Annotated in this window: 11 protein-coding genes; 4 read left to right on the top strand and 7 right to left on the bottom strand. The window is 62.9% G+C overall.

Annotated features, from left to right (window positions below):
* Nucleotides 1-16: 16 nt before the first annotated feature.
* Genes A6D6_RS18255 through A6D6_RS18245 form a run of 3 tightly spaced genes read right to left on the bottom strand, consistent with a single transcriptional unit; the run spans nucleotide 17 to nucleotide 2,347 of the window.
* Nucleotides 17-715 (bottom strand): type IV pilus inner membrane component PilO, encoded by a 699-nt coding sequence (locus tag A6D6_RS18255; protein WP_133490117.1) that lies wholly within the window; start codon nucleotides 713-715, stop codon nucleotides 17-19.
* Entirely contained in the window at nucleotides 702-1,283 is a 582-nt protein-coding gene (locus A6D6_RS18250; protein ID WP_133490116.1) for a PilN domain-containing protein, read from the bottom strand. Before A6D6_RS18250 ends, A6D6_RS18255 begins: the two co-directional genes overlap by 14 nt.
* Entirely contained in the window at nucleotides 1,280-2,347 is a 1,068-nt protein-coding gene (locus A6D6_RS18245) for a pilus assembly protein PilM (RefSeq protein WP_201303842.1), read from the bottom strand. The genes A6D6_RS18250 and A6D6_RS18245 overlap by 4 nt, the downstream gene beginning before the upstream one ends.
* Nucleotides 2,348-2,681: 334 nt before the next feature.
* Between A6D6_RS18245 and A6D6_RS18240 the strand changes: the two genes are divergently transcribed.
* Nucleotides 2,682-5,210 (top strand): penicillin-binding protein 1A, encoded by a 2,529-nt coding sequence (locus A6D6_RS18240; protein WP_236564164.1) that lies wholly within the window; start codon nucleotides 2,682-2,684, stop codon nucleotides 5,208-5,210.
* Between the two features lie 30 nt (nucleotides 5,211-5,240).
* On the opposite strand, the gene A6D6_RS18235 is transcribed toward A6D6_RS18240, so the two are convergent.
* From A6D6_RS18235 to rpmE, 4 genes are all read right to left on the bottom strand, one after another.
* Nucleotides 5,241-6,536: a DKNYY domain-containing protein gene (locus A6D6_RS18235; RefSeq protein WP_236564163.1), complete on the bottom strand. Its 1,296-nt coding sequence runs from the start codon at nucleotides 6,534-6,536 to the stop codon at nucleotides 5,241-5,243.
* On the bottom strand, nucleotides 6,533-7,927 hold the full coding sequence (locus tag A6D6_RS18230) for a DKNYY domain-containing protein (protein ID WP_159661499.1): 1,395 nt from the start codon (nucleotides 7,925-7,927) through the stop codon (nucleotides 6,533-6,535). The genes A6D6_RS18235 and A6D6_RS18230 overlap by 4 nt, the downstream gene beginning before the upstream one ends.
* 159 nt (nucleotides 7,928-8,086) lie before the next feature.
* Nucleotides 8,087-9,361 carry a malic enzyme-like NAD(P)-binding protein gene (locus tag A6D6_RS18225; RefSeq protein ID WP_097058845.1) on the bottom strand — a complete coding sequence of 425 codons (1,275 nt, stop codon included), beginning with the start codon at nucleotides 9,359-9,361 and terminating at the stop codon, nucleotides 8,087-8,089.
* 210 nt (nucleotides 9,362-9,571) lie between these two features.
* The gene (gene rpmE / locus A6D6_RS18220) at nucleotides 9,572-9,790 is read right to left on the bottom strand and encodes a 50S ribosomal protein L31 (RefSeq protein ID WP_022995164.1); all 219 of its coding nucleotides are present in this window, start codon (nucleotides 9,788-9,790) and stop codon (nucleotides 9,572-9,574) included.
* A gap of 134 nt (nucleotides 9,791-9,924) precedes the next feature.
* On the opposite strand from rpmE, the gene A6D6_RS18215 reads away from it, so the two are divergent.
* The 3 genes from A6D6_RS18215 to A6D6_RS18205 all read left to right on the top strand — a co-directional run bounded on the left by A6D6_RS18215 (nucleotide 9,925) and on the right by A6D6_RS18205 (nucleotide 14,951).
* On the top strand, nucleotides 9,925-12,123 hold the full coding sequence (locus tag A6D6_RS18215) for a primosomal protein N' (protein ID WP_159661498.1): 2,199 nt from the start codon (nucleotides 9,925-9,927) through the stop codon (nucleotides 12,121-12,123).
* 96 nt (nucleotides 12,124-12,219) lie between these two features.
* A complete protein-coding gene (locus tag A6D6_RS18210; protein ID WP_159661497.1) occupies nucleotides 12,220-13,791 on the top strand; it encodes a DHA2 family efflux MFS transporter permease subunit in 1,572 nt (523 codons plus the stop codon).
* A gap of 14 nt (nucleotides 13,792-13,805) precedes the next feature.
* Complete coding sequence (locus A6D6_RS18205; protein WP_236564162.1) at nucleotides 13,806-14,951, top strand: HlyD family secretion protein; 1,146 nt, start codon at nucleotides 13,806-13,808, stop codon at nucleotides 14,949-14,951.
* Nucleotides 14,952-15,048 lie beyond the last annotated feature (97 nt).

Below are 15,048 nucleotides of genomic sequence, written 5' to 3'. Positions count from 1 at the left end.
TTCCCCCCTTAGAGCTCTAGGAACGGCCGTTCCGTTTGTTCGCCTTCGCCGTTTTGCCGGCCACCTTTTTGTTATTGCCGCCTTCATCGCTATCCCGCGCCGCGTAGCGATAGGTCTTGGCGGTGATCGCCAGATTCAACAAACCGCCGCTCTCGTCCTTGCTACCGGGCTCCACCTTGAAGTCGTGCAAGGTAACGATCCGCGGCAACGCCGACACGCCGGAAACGAACGCCCCGAATCCGTGGTAATCCCCGGTCACCCGGATATCGATGGGCAATTCCGCGTAAAACTCCTTCTGTACTTCATCCTTGAGCTCGATCACCTCGAATTCGAGACCACTGCTCAAACCGGTATGGGTGATGTCCTCCAGCAAACCGGGCACCTCGGTGTCGCGGGGCAACTGGTTCTTCAAGGTATCGAAGTTCTCTTCCAACTCGACCAGTTGCCGCCGGTACTGCTCCAGGTTGTGGGCACTGAACGCTTTTTTCTCGTAACTGGTGAGCAGGCTCTGCTCCTCCCGCTCCAGACGTTGATGCTGGGCTTTCAGATCCTTGATCGACAGCAGATAGCCCAACAGCAACACCGCGGTGAACACCAGCACGGCGGCGCCGATCTTGATCGGCAGCGGCCAACCGCCAACGTTCTCGAAATCCAGACTGTTGATCTCGTCGATCAGCTCACGAATATCGAGATTCTTCAGGTCAGAGGCTTTCATCGTCACCCTCCCCTTCACCTTCACGGTCCGGACGCCCCTGCTTCACGGTCAGAGTGAACTGGTTGGCTTGCTGACTGCCCTCCAGGGCGGTGACGTTGATCAGGTTGGGCTCGACGAACCAATCGGAGCCGTCCAGATTCCGCATCAGCCGCGACACCCGGTTATTGGATTCGGCCACGCCCTTGATGGTGAAGATATCGCCGGCGCGCTCCACCGAGCTGTAATAAACGCCGTCCGGCAAGGTCCGAACCAGTTGATCGAAGACGTAGACGATGGTGGGTCGATTGCCCTGCAATTCCTGGATCACTTTCATCCGCGCCACCAGTTCCGCGCGGCGGGTCTCCAGTTCCTTGATCTCCTTGATCTGCTCATCGAGCTTGGCGATCTCGGTCTGGATATGGCTGTTGCGGGTCTGCTGATCGGCAATGCGATCCTCCATCACCCCTTTCCACATCCAGAACAGCAGACCGGCCAGCAGCGCGGCGAAAATCAGCAAGGCGACGAATTCCTGCTGGCGCTGCTTGCGGCGCGCCTCACGCCAGGGGAGCAGGTTAATGCTGGTGCTCATAGTTCAAAGCTCCTCAGCGCCAGGCCGCAGGCGATCATCATCGCCGGGGCGTCGTTGGCCAGGGCCCGGGCGTTGACCTTGCCGGCCTTGCCCATGCCGGCGAAGGGATCCGCCAGGGAACACCCCGCGCCCACCTTTTCCTGAATCAGCGCCGGCAGCCCGGCGATGGAAGCCGAACCGCCGGCCAGCAGGATGTAATCCACCTGATTGAACTGGGTGGAGCCATAGAAGAACTGCAGGGACCGGTTGATCTGCTGAACGATGGCATCCTTGAACGGCTGCAATACTTCGTTCTCGTAGTCCTCCGGCAATTCACCGGTTTTCTTCGCCAGCCCGGCTTCCTCCATGGAAATGCCGTAGCGACGCTGAATTTCCTCGGTGAGTTGCTTGCCGCCGAACAGTTGCTCGCGGGTATAGACGCTGCGCCCCTGATGAAACACATTGAGGGTGGTCATGGTGGCGCCGATATCGAATACCGCCACCGTTTCCAGTTCATCGGCGTTGGGCAGGGAGGGGGCGATCAGTTGGAAGGCCCGCTCCATGGCGTAGGCTTCCACGTCCACCACCTTGGCCTGGAGATTACCGATCTCCAGAGCATCGGCGCGCATTTCCACATTTTCCGTACGCGACGCCACCACCAGAACCTCCACCCGGTCGGGCGAATCCTCGGTGGCGCCGAGCACTTGAAAATCCATGCGCACTTCGTCCAGCGGAAACGGGATGTACTGGTCCGCCTCCACCCGCAATTGCGTTTCCATATCGTCCTCGCCGAGCGAGGCGTCCATTTCGATCACCTTGGTGATGGTGGCGGAGCCCGGCACCGCCACGGCGGCGGCCTTGACCCCGGGGCGGGCCCGGGCGACCACCCGGGCGATCACGTCCCCCACTCCTTCCACATCGGTGATGTTTTTCTCCACCACGGTATTGGCCGTGAGCGGCTCGACGGCATAGCTCTCGACCTTGAAGCGCCCCCCGGACCTGGATAGCTCCAGCAGCTTCACGGCGGTGGAACTGATATCGACCCCCAGCATGGATTGGGCCTTTTTTCTTAGAAAAGGCAGCACAGTCTTTCGCCCCAAGAGAGTAGATTGGAAGTACTTTTTTACCCAGAAAAAGATATACTTACGTAGTTCTTATGCTGTACAACATGAGAAATTAGTAGTAGCAGAAAGGTTATTAGATCACAACAACCTTTACGCCGTATAATGACGTGCTTCACGGCTGGATGCTGTTCCCGCGCATAAACCGTCCCAGGTGACTTGGCCCGGACCGCCGAGAGCATGCTCTAAGCCTTTATTCTGAATCCACATCAATTGCCACTATATGCAATCTGCCGTCCGTTGGATCCGCCCCCTTCTCCTCCTCGCCTTTGCCGCCGTCTGTGGCGCCGTCCTGGTCATGGCCGGCTCCTACCTGTATCTGGCGCCGCAACTGCCTGATGCCATTGGCATTCGCGAGGTCGAATACCAGACGCCGCTGCGCATTTACAGCAGCGACGAGAAACTCATGGCCGAATACGGCGAGAAGCGCCGCGAGCCGGTCACCTTCGACCATCTGCCGCCGATGTTCGTCCAGGCAGTGCTGGCGGCGGAGGACGAGCGCTTCTTCCGTCATGCCGGCGTGGACGTGAAAGGGCTGGCCCGGGCTGCGGTGGAGTTGATCCGCTATCGCGAGATCCGCTCCGGCGGGTCCACCATCACCATGCAGGTGGCGCGCAACTTCTTTCTCGACCGGGAACAGCGCTTCCTGCGCAAGTTCAACGAGATCGTGCTGGCCATGCAGATCGAGAACATCCTGACCAAGGAGCAGATTCTCGAGCTGTATCTCAACAAGATCTACCTGGGGCACCGCTCCTACGGCGCCCAGGCCGCGGCCAAGGTCTACTACGGCAAGGACATCGGCGAACTGACCCTGCCGCAGCTGGCGATGATCGCCGGCCTGCCGAAGGCCCCTTCCGCCTACAACCCGATCACCAATCCGGAGCGGGCGGTACAGCGCCGCAACTGGATTCTCGGCCGCATGCTCGAAACCGGCGCCATCACCGAGGAGCAAATGGAACAAGCCCGGCAGGCACCGGTAACCGCCCGCTATCACACTTCGCGCCCGGAAGTGGAGGGCGCCTATGTGGCGGAAATGGCGCGCCTGGCGGTGGCCGACATCATCCCCGGCGACCTCTACACCCAGGGATTGCGGGTTATCACCACGGTCGACAGCAAGCGTCAGGAAGCAGCGGTACGCGCCCTGCGCGAGGGCCTGCACGAATACGATGAGCGCCACGGCTATCGTGGCCCGCTGGCCGAGGTGGATACCGGCTCCCTGCCGGCACTGGCATGGCCCCGGGGCGATGAGGCGGAGGCCGCCCCCGAGGATGAGGCACCGCAGCCGGAACTGGCTCGTCAGGAAGAGGAAGATCAGGAAGGCCTGAGCAACGACGTGGTGGCCTGGCTCGACACCTTCAAGAACCAGCCCGCCTACGGCCCGCTGCGCACGGCCGTCGTCACCGAGGTACGGGAAGACGCCGCCGCCATGCTGCTCGGCGACGGCAAGCAGGCAGTGGTGAACTGGAAGGATATCAGTTGGGCCCGCCCGGCCTTGCGCAAGGGCTATGTCGGGGAAAAACCGAAGCAAGTCGCCGACGTCCTCAAAGTCGGCAACGTCGTCTATGTCCGCCCGGTGGATGACAAAAACGGCGCCCGCTGGCGTCTGGCGCAATTGCCCCAGGCACAATCCGCGCTGGTGTCACTGGATCCGGAAACCGGAGCCCTGCAAGCCCTGCAAGGCGGCTACAGCTTCGCCGCCTCCAACTTCAACCGGGCGATGCAGGGCCAGCGCCAGGCCGGTTCCGTGTTCAAGCCGTTTGTTTATACCGCGGCACTGGAAAACGGTTTCACGCCGGCCACCATCATCAATGATGCCCCGGTGGTCTACGACAGTTCCGAGCTGGGCAAGGCCTGGCGGCCGAAAGGTTCCAGCGGCCGTTTCTACGGCCCCACCCGCATGCGTGAGGCGCTGTACCGCTCCCTTAACCTGGTGTCGATCCGAATTCTGCGCCAGGTGGGCATCGAGCAGACCATGGAAACGCTGAAGGAATTCGGGCTGCCCTATGATCGCTTCCAGAGGGACCTGTCCCTGGCCCTGGGCAGCGGGTCGCTGACACCGCTGGAGCTGGCCACCGCCTATGCCATGTTCGCCAACGGCGGCTACCGGGTGGCGCCCTGGTACATTGATCGCATCGAGGATCGCGACGGCCATGTGCTGTGGCGCGCACCGGAGGTGTTGCGGTGCGACCTGCCCTGCGCCGATGAACGGGCCCGAATCGCCGCCGAGGAAGCGACCTGGGAACAGCGCGAACAACTGCCCACCCTGCTGGAACGCGAGGAAGTGAGCCTCGGCAACAGTGACAACGGCAATGAGCAACCTCCGGAAACCCTGCAGCCGCCGCCGGTACTGGCACCACGCACGCTGGACCCGCAGGTGGCCTGGCTGATGAACTCCATGCTGCAGGACGTGATCAAGCGCGGCACCGGTCGCCAGGCAAGCTCCCTGGGCCGCAAGGATCTCGCCGGCAAGACCGGTACCACCAACAATCATGTGGACGCCTGGTTCTCCGGCTATGCGCCGAGCCTGGTGACCACCGTGTGGGTGGGACTGGACACGCCAACCTCCCTGGGCTGGGGAGAATACGGCGGTCGCGCCGCCCTGCCGATCTGGATCAGCTACATGGGCAAGGCCTTGGAGGGCGTTCCGGAAACCTCCCTGCGTCAGCCGCCGGGCATTGTCTCGGTCCGCATTGATCCGAAGAGCGGCCTGGTCGCGCGGTCCGGCAACGGCAATGCCATCTTCGAGTATTTCCGTGAGGATGAAGTGCCAGAACAGGAAAGCCCCTACAATGGCGGCAGTGGCGGCAGCCCGGAACAGATTTTCTGATCCGTTCCCGGTTGCCGGATCAATCGCGGCTCACGAGCCGCGATTGATCATCCATTTCACCATACCTTTCAGATCATTGAGGAAACTCGAGCGGTTCGGGGACTCCGTATAGGCACCACAGCGGCCGTCATGTCGCAAGTGGCGCAACTCACCGCTCTCATCGAAGCCCATCAACGCCGCCTGGTAGGGGGCCGCTCCTTTGTAATCCGGATGGAAGAAACGCTCTCCGTTGGCCTCGTACACCTCGCCACGCAGCGCGGATCCCGACCGGCGGTAATGCGTCTTTTCAATAATACGGAATGTGTCGGGATCAATACCCGGCACCACCGCCAGGCCACTGCTCCAACCCTGCAGCCCGCGCCCTCCGCCTCGGCTTTGCCGATTCCAGTCCCATTCCACCCAGGCGAAATACAGATGCCGGTCGTCCCGGTAAAGCCCCTGCCCCAACGCCTCCATGGGAGCGCCGGAATCGCGCCGGCACAGCACCTTCACCTCATTGGTGTAAGGCTGATGGTAGAAGACGCTGTCATCCTGATAGAACAGCAGGTGCCAGCCAAACTCCTTGTCCGCCAACAATAACTTGAGATCACCCGGCCGCAGCGCCTGACCGGAATCCGCCGCCTGATCGGGCAATGGTTGGTCCCTGAAGAAGTAGCGATCACCATCGTGGCCGTAGTGGTTGCCCCAGGTGTCCCCTTCGACCCTGATCACGGTGAAGTCCCCCGGTTCTGCTCCTTCCACCACCTTGCCCCGGTAATAGACCCTGCCGGCGTCCTTGAGGTAGTAAAAGTCCGCCGAGGTCCGTTCCGTCACCGCCACTTCGCTCAACGAGGAAACATCGGCGTCGGCGATCCGGTGCCCCTGATAGTACAGCCGCCGTCCATCGTCGGCGTAATCGCCGTGGCGGACGCGGACCCTGGCGGCATCGGCGCCATCCAGTAACGTGGTGCGGTAATACACCCGGTCACCGGCACGATAGTAGTGGCGCCCCAGATAACGGACGGAATCCGGATTCACCTCCGGTTGCTGCTGGCCGTCGACATAGAAGTGCTCGCGGTCCCGGGCCAGACCACTGTAAAAGTAGCCTTTCCCAGTATCGCCGGGCACCGGTTCGAAAGTCTCCGGATCGGCCCCCTCGACCCGATGATGGCCCTCTCCCGCTCGCAGAAACCAGATACCACCGTTCTCATCATGGCTGTAGCGGCTTACCGGATAATCAGTGCGGTTCACCTCGGGTTCTTCCCCGGGATCCAGCCACAGCATCAGCGAGACCATCAGCGCCAGAATCGCCATGACCCAGGCCAGCCCCTGCCCCCATCGTCTCATTGATGCCCTCCCTTGGTTCCTGTTGCCTTTCGCCGCAGCAGCCAGCGGATACCACCGATGACAGTCAGCACGATGGCGAGCAGGATGAGGATAGCGCGGGCACGCGCCGGAACGTAATTCCAGTCCGGATTGCGCGTGTACGCCAGGCACTCGTTCTCTCTATCCAGCCTCTGTAGCTGCCCGTCTCCATTCACGCCCCACAGCCCGGCCACATACCCTTCGGCGGGATTGAGAAAACGGCGCTCATCGGCCTGATACAGATTCCCGGTCAGGGTTTTGCCTGGCATGTGCAAACGGCGCTCGCCGATCAGACGCCACTCATCGGGATGCACACCGGGCACCACTTCCAACCCGGTATACCATCCACGCAGGCCGCTGGCGTACCGGCCCTTGCGATGATCCAGTGCCGTCCAGGCGTAGTACAGATGCCGGTCATCCCGGTACAGACCCCGCCCCAATTGCTCCAGCGGCGCCCCGGAATCCCGCCGGCACAGAGGTTCCAATTCATTGGTGAACGGTTGGTGATAGAACAGTTGCCGCCCCTGATAAAACAGGAAATGCCAACCCAGATCCCGGTCCGCCAGCAGCAGTTCCAGGCCACCCGGCGGTAACGCCTGCTCGGTGCCTGCCACCCGCTCCGGCAGTGCCTGGTCTCTCAGGAAGTAATGCCGGCCATCGTGGCCATAAAAGGCATGGTGACTCCGATCCACGATCAACCCCGGCACTGCCACCAGCGCGAAGGAATCCGCATTCGCGCCCACCACCACGCGGTCCCGGTAGTACACCCGATGACGGTCTTTCAGATACCCCCGTTCCGCCGGCGTCGGCGCTTCCCGGGGGACCTTCGCCAGGGACGCGATGTCCGCACCCTGGATCCACCGACCCTGGAAATACAGGCGTCGGTCATCGTGAGCGTACTCGTTGGGGTACCTTGGGGCGTTCTGGAATACCCGCAGCCGGTCAGCATCCGCCCCTTCCAACAGCGTGGCACCGTAATACGCCTGATCACCGGCAACGTAGTAACGGGACTCCAGATAGTGCACGCCGTCCGGCGCCACACCGGGCATACGCTGCCCCATGGCATAGAGATGGTCGCGATCCCGGGCCAGGCCGCTGTACTCAATGGGCCCACTGGCATTGGCTGGCAGTGGCTCGAAGCTGTCCGCGTCGGCGCCTTCCACCCGCTGATAGCCATCGCCGGGGCGCAAAAACCAGACACCACCGGCGTCATCGCGGGCATAGCGGCTACGGGGATAATCAGCGGGGTCTACGTCGGCCCCCTTGGACAGCGTCCAGCAGATCGCCAGGGCACTGGCGATACTGACCAATACCGCGATGACAATAACGGCTTTGCCGCCGATGGCTGGCTCAGATTTGTTGGTATTGTCCAAACATCGCGCTCCATGCGTCTGCCGTTGTCCGACACAGTATAGTCATGCGGACCGGTTTGCGCGCGGCGCGGAGGGTGAGGGGTACAGACGTCGCGCTCGCCAGCTGTTCCCACGAAGGCCTCGACGACCTGCCGTGGGAGCGGCTAACGAACCCGTCCGTCAAAGCTCCGGGAAGATATCGTCCAGGGACTTCAGCGGATAGTGAGACGGGTAGCCTTTGCGGGCGACGCCAGAATCCACGGCCGCACGGGCCACGGCGGCGGAGACCCGGCCCAGCAGGCGCGGGTCGTTGGGCTTGGGAATGATGTATTCCGGACCAAAGTTCAGCGGCTCGCCACCATAGGCTTCCAGCACTTCCCGGGGCGGTGCTTCACGCACCAGCTCGGCGATGGCGTGCACCGCCGCCAGCTTCATGTCCTCGTTGATGGAGGTGGAGCGTACATCCAGGGCCCCCCGGAACATGTACGGGAAGCACAGAACGTTGTTGACCTGGTTCGGATAATCGGAACGGCCGGTGGCGATGATGGCATCGGCGCGGGCGGCCTTGGCCACTTCCGGGCGGATTTCCGGGTCCGGGTTGGCCAGCGCGAAGATGATCGGCTTGTCGGCCATCTTCTTCACCATTTCCGGCGTCAGCATATCCGGGCCGGACACGCCGATGAACACGTCGGCGCCTTCGATGGCGTCATCCAGGGTGCGTTTGTCGGTGTCATTGGCCAGCGCCGCTTTGTACTGGTTGAGATCGTCGCGGCGGTTGTGGATCACGCCCTTGCGGTCCAATACCAGGATATTTTCCTTGCGCGCGCCCATTTCGATCAGCAGCCGCACGGAAGCAACCCCGGCGGCACCGGCGCCAACGCACACCACCTTGATGTCCTCGATGCGCTTGTTCTGGATTTCCAGGGCGTTGAGCAGCCCGGCGCCGACCACGATGGCGGTACCATGCTGGTCGTCATGGAACACCGGCACGTCGCAGATTTCCTTGAGCACGCGTTCGATCTCGAAGCACTCCGGCGCGCGGATGTCTTCCAGGTTGATACCGCCAAAGGTGGTGTGAATGCGCACCACGGTATCAATGAACGCCTGCGGATCCTCTGCTTCGACTTCGATGTCAAACACGTCGATACCGGCGAACAGCTTGAACAGAATGCCCTTGCCTTCCATCACCGGCTTGGACGCCAGCGCACCCAGGTTGCCCAGTCCCAGGATAGCGGTGCCATCACTGATCACCGCCACCAGGTTGCCCTTGGCGGTGAAACGGTAGGCCAGCTCCGGTTCGCGCGCGATCTCACGCACCGGTTCCGCTACGCCGGGGCTATAGGCCAGGCTGAGGTCGCGACCGGTTTTCGCGCTCTTGGTCACCTCGACACTGATCTTCCCTGGACGTGGTTTGGCATGATAATCCAGGGCCGCCTTCTTGAAATCCTCGGACATGGTGGTCTCCGCTCCCCGAAACGGGCTTCAAAACACTATATTGGCCAAATAAAAATCAATCGACGTAAATTTCCATCGATACCAGATTCTACCGGTGGAAAGCTTCAATTGATGAAAAACCGCTGCTTATGTAAAACAATGCCGGCGATGAACGTAAAAAGCACCCGGAAGGGTGCTTTTTACAGGTGGAACGCAAAGCAATGAGAACGATCAGTTCTTCTTGGAGCGCAACACACCAAAGCGCTGCTTGAACTTGTCGATCTGGCCGCCGCTGTCCGCCTGTTTCTGCTTGCCGGTGTAGAACGGGTGGCAGGCGGAACATACGTCCACGGAAAAATCACCAGCACGGGTGGACCGGGTCTGGATGACGTTTCCGCAGCTGCAGGAAATCGCCACGTCCTGGTATTCAGGATGAATGTCTGCTTTCATAACTGGGCTCCATTGCGTGTCGCTACCCGATCCTGGCCGGGCACCACACTGGCTTACGCCGGGAAAAGTGAACGCGAACTATATCAGTTTGCGCCCGATGCGCAAGCTGTAACCGCCGTTTTCCGGATTTCCACGTGCCGCTCTCCACCTTACAGGTTGCCTTGCCGGTCCCTCTGCCGGGCTGTTTCGACTATTCCCTGCCGCCGGAGACGCCGGTGCCGCCCCGTGGCACCCGGGTGGAAGTGCCGTTCGGAAAACGGACCCTGGTGGGCGTGGTCCATGACCATCAGCCCAGCAACCTGAAGACGCTCAAATCGGTCAAACGGGTACTCGACGAGGCGCCGATCATTGATGAACGGCTCTACGCCCTGTGCGAATGGGCCGCCGGCTACTATCACCATCCCCTTGGCGAAGTACTGAATTTCGTGCTGCCAACACTGCTGCGCCAGGGGCAGGCGGCACGGCCGGACGCCGAGGTCCGCTGGCGTATCACCGACCGCGGCCGGCACGTGGCACCGGATCGCCTGAAGCGGGCTCCGCGCCAGCAGGAAGCCCTGGCCCTGCTGGCCGAACACCCGGACGGCCTCACCCCGGCCATGCTGGAAGCGCTGTCGGTATCGCGCCCGGCGCTCCAGGCCCTGCGTGACAAGCAGTGGGCGGAGCGCGAAGAGCACCTGCCCCAGGTACCGCCGTTGCCAGCGGATGTCCTGGCCGAGCCCGCTCTGAGCGCCAGCGCGGAGCAGCGTCTGGCGATCGAGGCGATCAACCAGGCCAGCGGCTTTCAGCCGTTTCTGCTGGACGGCGTCACCGGCAGCGGTAAAACCGAGGTGTATCTGCAAGCCATGGCGCCGGTATTGGCGGCCGGCCGGCAGGTGCTGGTGTTGGTACCGGAGATCGGTCTGACACCGCAGACACTGCGCCGTTTCCGCCAGCGTTTCGCGGTGCCGGTGACCGTCATGCACTCGGGCCTGAACGACCGTGAACGACTGGAGGCCTGGCTCGCCGCCGGCGACGGCCGGGCACGCATCATTATCGGCACCCGCTCGGCGGTCTTCACCCCGTTGCACGCCCCGGGGTTGATCATCGTCGACGAAGCCCATGACGGCTCCCTCAAACAACAGGACGGTTTCCGTTACCACGCCCGGGATCTGGCCACCTGGCGCGCCCGCCAGTGGGACATTCCGGTGGTCCATGGCAGTGCCACGCCGGCTCTGGAAACCCTGCATCTGGCCCACACCGACCGCTACCATTGGTTGCGCCTGCGCGGACGGGCGGGTGGCGCCGCGCTGCCGGAGATCGAACTGCTGGATGCCCGCGACGCGGCACCGGACACGCCACTGCTGCCCCCCGCCCTGACCGCCATCGAGGACACCGTGCGCCGTGGCGAGCAGGCGCTGGTGTTCCTCAACCGGCGCGGCTTCGCCCCGGTGATCCTGTGCCGGGACTGCGGCTGGCAAGCGGAATGCCCGCGCTGCGACAGCGTCATGACCTGGCATCGCAGCCTCTCGCAGTTGCGTTGCCACCACTGCGATCATCAACAGAGGGTCCCGCGCCGGTGTCCGCAATGCGGCTCCAGCAATTTGATCGATGCCGGCGCCGGCACGGAAAAACTGGAGGCTCTGTTGAGTGATCATTGCCTGGCCCCCGTGGTTCGCATCGACCGGGACACCACTCGCCGAAAGGGCAGCCTGGACGCCAAACTGGCGGAGATCCGCGCCGGCGCGCCGGCGGTGCTGGTGGGGACGCAGATGCTGGCCAAGGGCCACCACTTTCCACGCCTGAGTCTGGTGGTGATCACCAATCTGGACGCCGGTTTCCTCAGCGCCGACTTCCGTGGCCCGGAGCAGGCCGCGCAATTGCTGCTGCAAGTGGCTGGCCGCGCCGGGCGGAAAGATCTGCGTGGCCGGGTGCTGCTGCAAAGCCGCCATACCGATCATCATCTGGTGCGTCTGGCCGCCGCCGGCGACTACCATGCCCTGGCCGACACGCTGCTGGAAGAACGGCGCCTGGCCGGGCTGCCGCCGTTCGGCCACCTCGCATTGCTGCGCTGCGAGGCGATGTCCATGGACAAGGCCCTGGCCTTTCTCGATGAATGCGCGGCACCCTTTCCGCAACAGACGAACATCGACGACGACAGCGTGAATCTGCTCGGACCAGCGCCGGCGCCGATGGAAAAACGGGCTGGCCGTTATCGCGCCCAACTGCTGCTGCAAGCACGGCAGCGGCCGGCACTGCACCGGGTACTCGACGCCCTGGTGCGGCACGCCCGCGGCTTGCCCTCCGCCCGCCACTGCCGCTGGCATCTGGATGTGGATCCCACCGAAATGGTCTAATTCGCCATTGGAATACGTCACCTCACTTGACTAAACTGGCGGTTTCCCCCGCATCCTGCCCGGGCTTTTCCGATCCCCGGGCCGTCAGGAGCATGCATGAGTCAGGTGGACATTCTGTTCCAGCGTTACGGCCCGCGTTACCGTCTGTGGGTAACGCTCACCGTCATGCTCGGCCTGGTGGCGCTGGGCATGTCCATCACCATCGTCAACGTCGCCATCCCCTATATAAAAGGCGCCTTCGGTATGAGCGACAGCCAGGTGCAATGGCTGTCCACCGGCTTCCTGGCTTCCACCACCGTATCCCTGCTGGTGGCGCCCTGGCTGGTGTCCGCGGTGGGCCAGCGCGCCACTTTCATGGGGCTGTTGCTGGTATTCATCATCGCCTCCCTGCTTGGCGGCCTCGGCGAGGGCATGGCGGCCCTGGTGGCCGCCCGGGTCATTCAAGGAGCGATGACCGGACTGATCCGGCCGGTGGCCATGGAAGCGCTGTTCGCCGCCTACCCGCCGGAAGGGCGGGGCATGGCCACCGCCATGTATGGCATGTGTCTGGGCCTGCCACTGACCCTGGCCACGGTGATCGGCGGCTGGCTGGTGGAGAACTTCACCTGGCGTTATGTGTTCTTCATCACCCTGCCGATCTGTGTCGCCGCGGTGGTGATGGGCTACTTCTTTTTGCCGCCCCGCGAGAGCAAAGGTCCGCGCTCCCCCTTTGACTGGGGTGGCGTGATCATCTCCTTCGCCGCGGTTTTCTCCTTGTTGGCGGCGCTGTCCAACGGCCAGCGCTGGGGCTGGGATGACCCCCGGGTACCGGTGCTGATTGTCACCGGCATCTTGCTGGGCACCGCGTTCTTTTTTTGGCAGAAGCGGTGCCGCCACCCGCTGCTGGACCTGGCCATTTTCCGCAATCGCCTGTTCGTCACCGGCACTACCGCCATGTTCCTGTTCGGCGGTACTTTCTACGGCATCATGTATCTGTTGCCCCAATTCGTGCAGACCATCCTGCACTACAGTCCGGTCAGTGCCGGCAAGATCTTCCTGCCTTCCACTCTGGTTCTGGCGATTCTGGTGCCTCTGGTGGGCCGGCTCAGCGACCGCTATCCGGCTCATTGGTTGACGCTGCCGGGGCTGGCTTGCGCTCTGTTCGCGGTCTGGCATATGGCGTTGATGGATTGGGATACCTCCTTCGCCTACCTGGCCACCACCATGGCGGTGCTCTCCGTGGGCATGGCGGCGTTTCCGCCACCCACCCTGTCCAAGGCCATCGCCGCGCTGGAGCCTCGCCTCACCGGCCACGGCTCCGGCGCCATCAATTTCGCCATGCAGCTGGGCGGCGCCCTCGGCACCGCCGGCCTGGTGATCATGCTGGAACGCCGCACCGTGGAGCATGGCCAACAGCTCAACACCGGCGTGCACGCCGGTAACAGCACTGCCCAGCATCAACTGAGTCAACTGGCCGAACTGGCCGGCCGGCTGGGTGTTCCAGACCCCCACCTGCAGGCCATGGCCGGGCATTTGATGGGTCGGCTGGAAACCCTCTGGGCGTCGATTTTTGCTTACCAGGACGGGTTCTGGATTCTGGTTGTCAGCCTGGTGCTGGTGGCGATCCCCTCGGTGCTGTTAAGCCGGCTGCACAACCGGCCTTCCGCCAACAACCCGGCCCCACAATGAAGGAAGACGACACCATGACCGACAGTTCGTCCCGCTCCCGTCCCCCACTCCGCCCCTCGCGGCAGCTGAAGCTCGCCGCGCTGGTGGCGCTGGTGGTGGCCTGCCTGATCTGGATGGCCCTTGCCATCCACCATCGGCTCACCCATGTCAGTGCCCAGGACGCGCGAGTGATGTCCAGCCAGGTCACGGTCAGCAGCCGGTTGCCCGGCTGGGTGCCGGAATTCACCCTCACCGAGGGCGACCGGTTGCAAAAGGGCGACGTGGTGGCCCGTTTGTACAGTGAGCCGGACCAGCAAAAACTGAAGACCCTGCAGGCCGACGTCGCCGCCATGCAGGCCAGACTCGACTACGAGCAGGCCCGGCTGTCGCTCGGGCAGCAGCAATTCGAGGGCGGCCTGCACATCACCAGCCAGGAACTGCAATCGGCCAGAGCCGCGGAGAAAGCGGCCAGGGCGCGGCTGACCCAGGCGCGCAAGGATTTCGAGCGTTCCGACGCCCTGCACCAGCGCGGCGCCGTTTCACAGCAGCAACGGGATCAGGACTACTACACTTACCAGGCCGCCCAGGCCGAATATCAACGCTCCCGGGAAGAGGTGGCGGTCAGCCAGGCACAGGCCGACAACGCCCATGTCGGTTTTCTCAATGGCGTGCAGGTGCCGTTGCCGCCCCCGACGGTGATGAAAGCCCAGGTACGAATCGCCCGACAGCAGTTGGAAGAGGCCCGCGCACGGCTGGCACAGCAGGAACTGCGCCTGCGCGATCTCACCGTACGCAGCCCGATCAACGGCGTGGTCAACAAAACCCTGATCGACCAGGGCGAATACGTGGCACCGGGGCAGCCGATTCTGATGATGCACGACCCGGATGACCTGTGGGTGGCGGCCAATATCAAGGAAACCGACGTGGCCGAACTGCGCCTTGGGCAGCCGGTGAACATCACCGTTGATGCCTATCCGGACGAATCTTTCAACGGCTCGGTGCAAGTCATCGGCCGCGCCGCCACCAGCCAGTTCGCCCTGTTGCCGGACCCCAACCCTTCCGGCAATTTCACCAAGATCACCCAGCGCCTGCCGGTGCGCATCCGTCTGGAAGACGGCCCGCTGGATCTGATCGGCCCGGGGATGATGGTGGAAGTGGATATTGATGTGAGCGGGGGATAGGTGTTGGCCGGACGCCGGCAATGCAAAACCAGACCCAACCCCCTGGCAAGCTCTAAAGCGCCTTTCTTATGGTTCCTCGCGGTTTAGCGGGAAGGGT

Origin of the sequence: Alcanivorax xiamenensis (assembly GCF_009846745.1) — a bacterium.
GTDB lineage: Bacteria > Pseudomonadota > Gammaproteobacteria > Pseudomonadales > Alcanivoracaceae > Alloalcanivorax > Alloalcanivorax xiamenensis.
The sequence above is the reverse complement of the archived record's forward strand: the minus strand, read 5'-3'. Positions and strand labels throughout refer to the sequence as shown.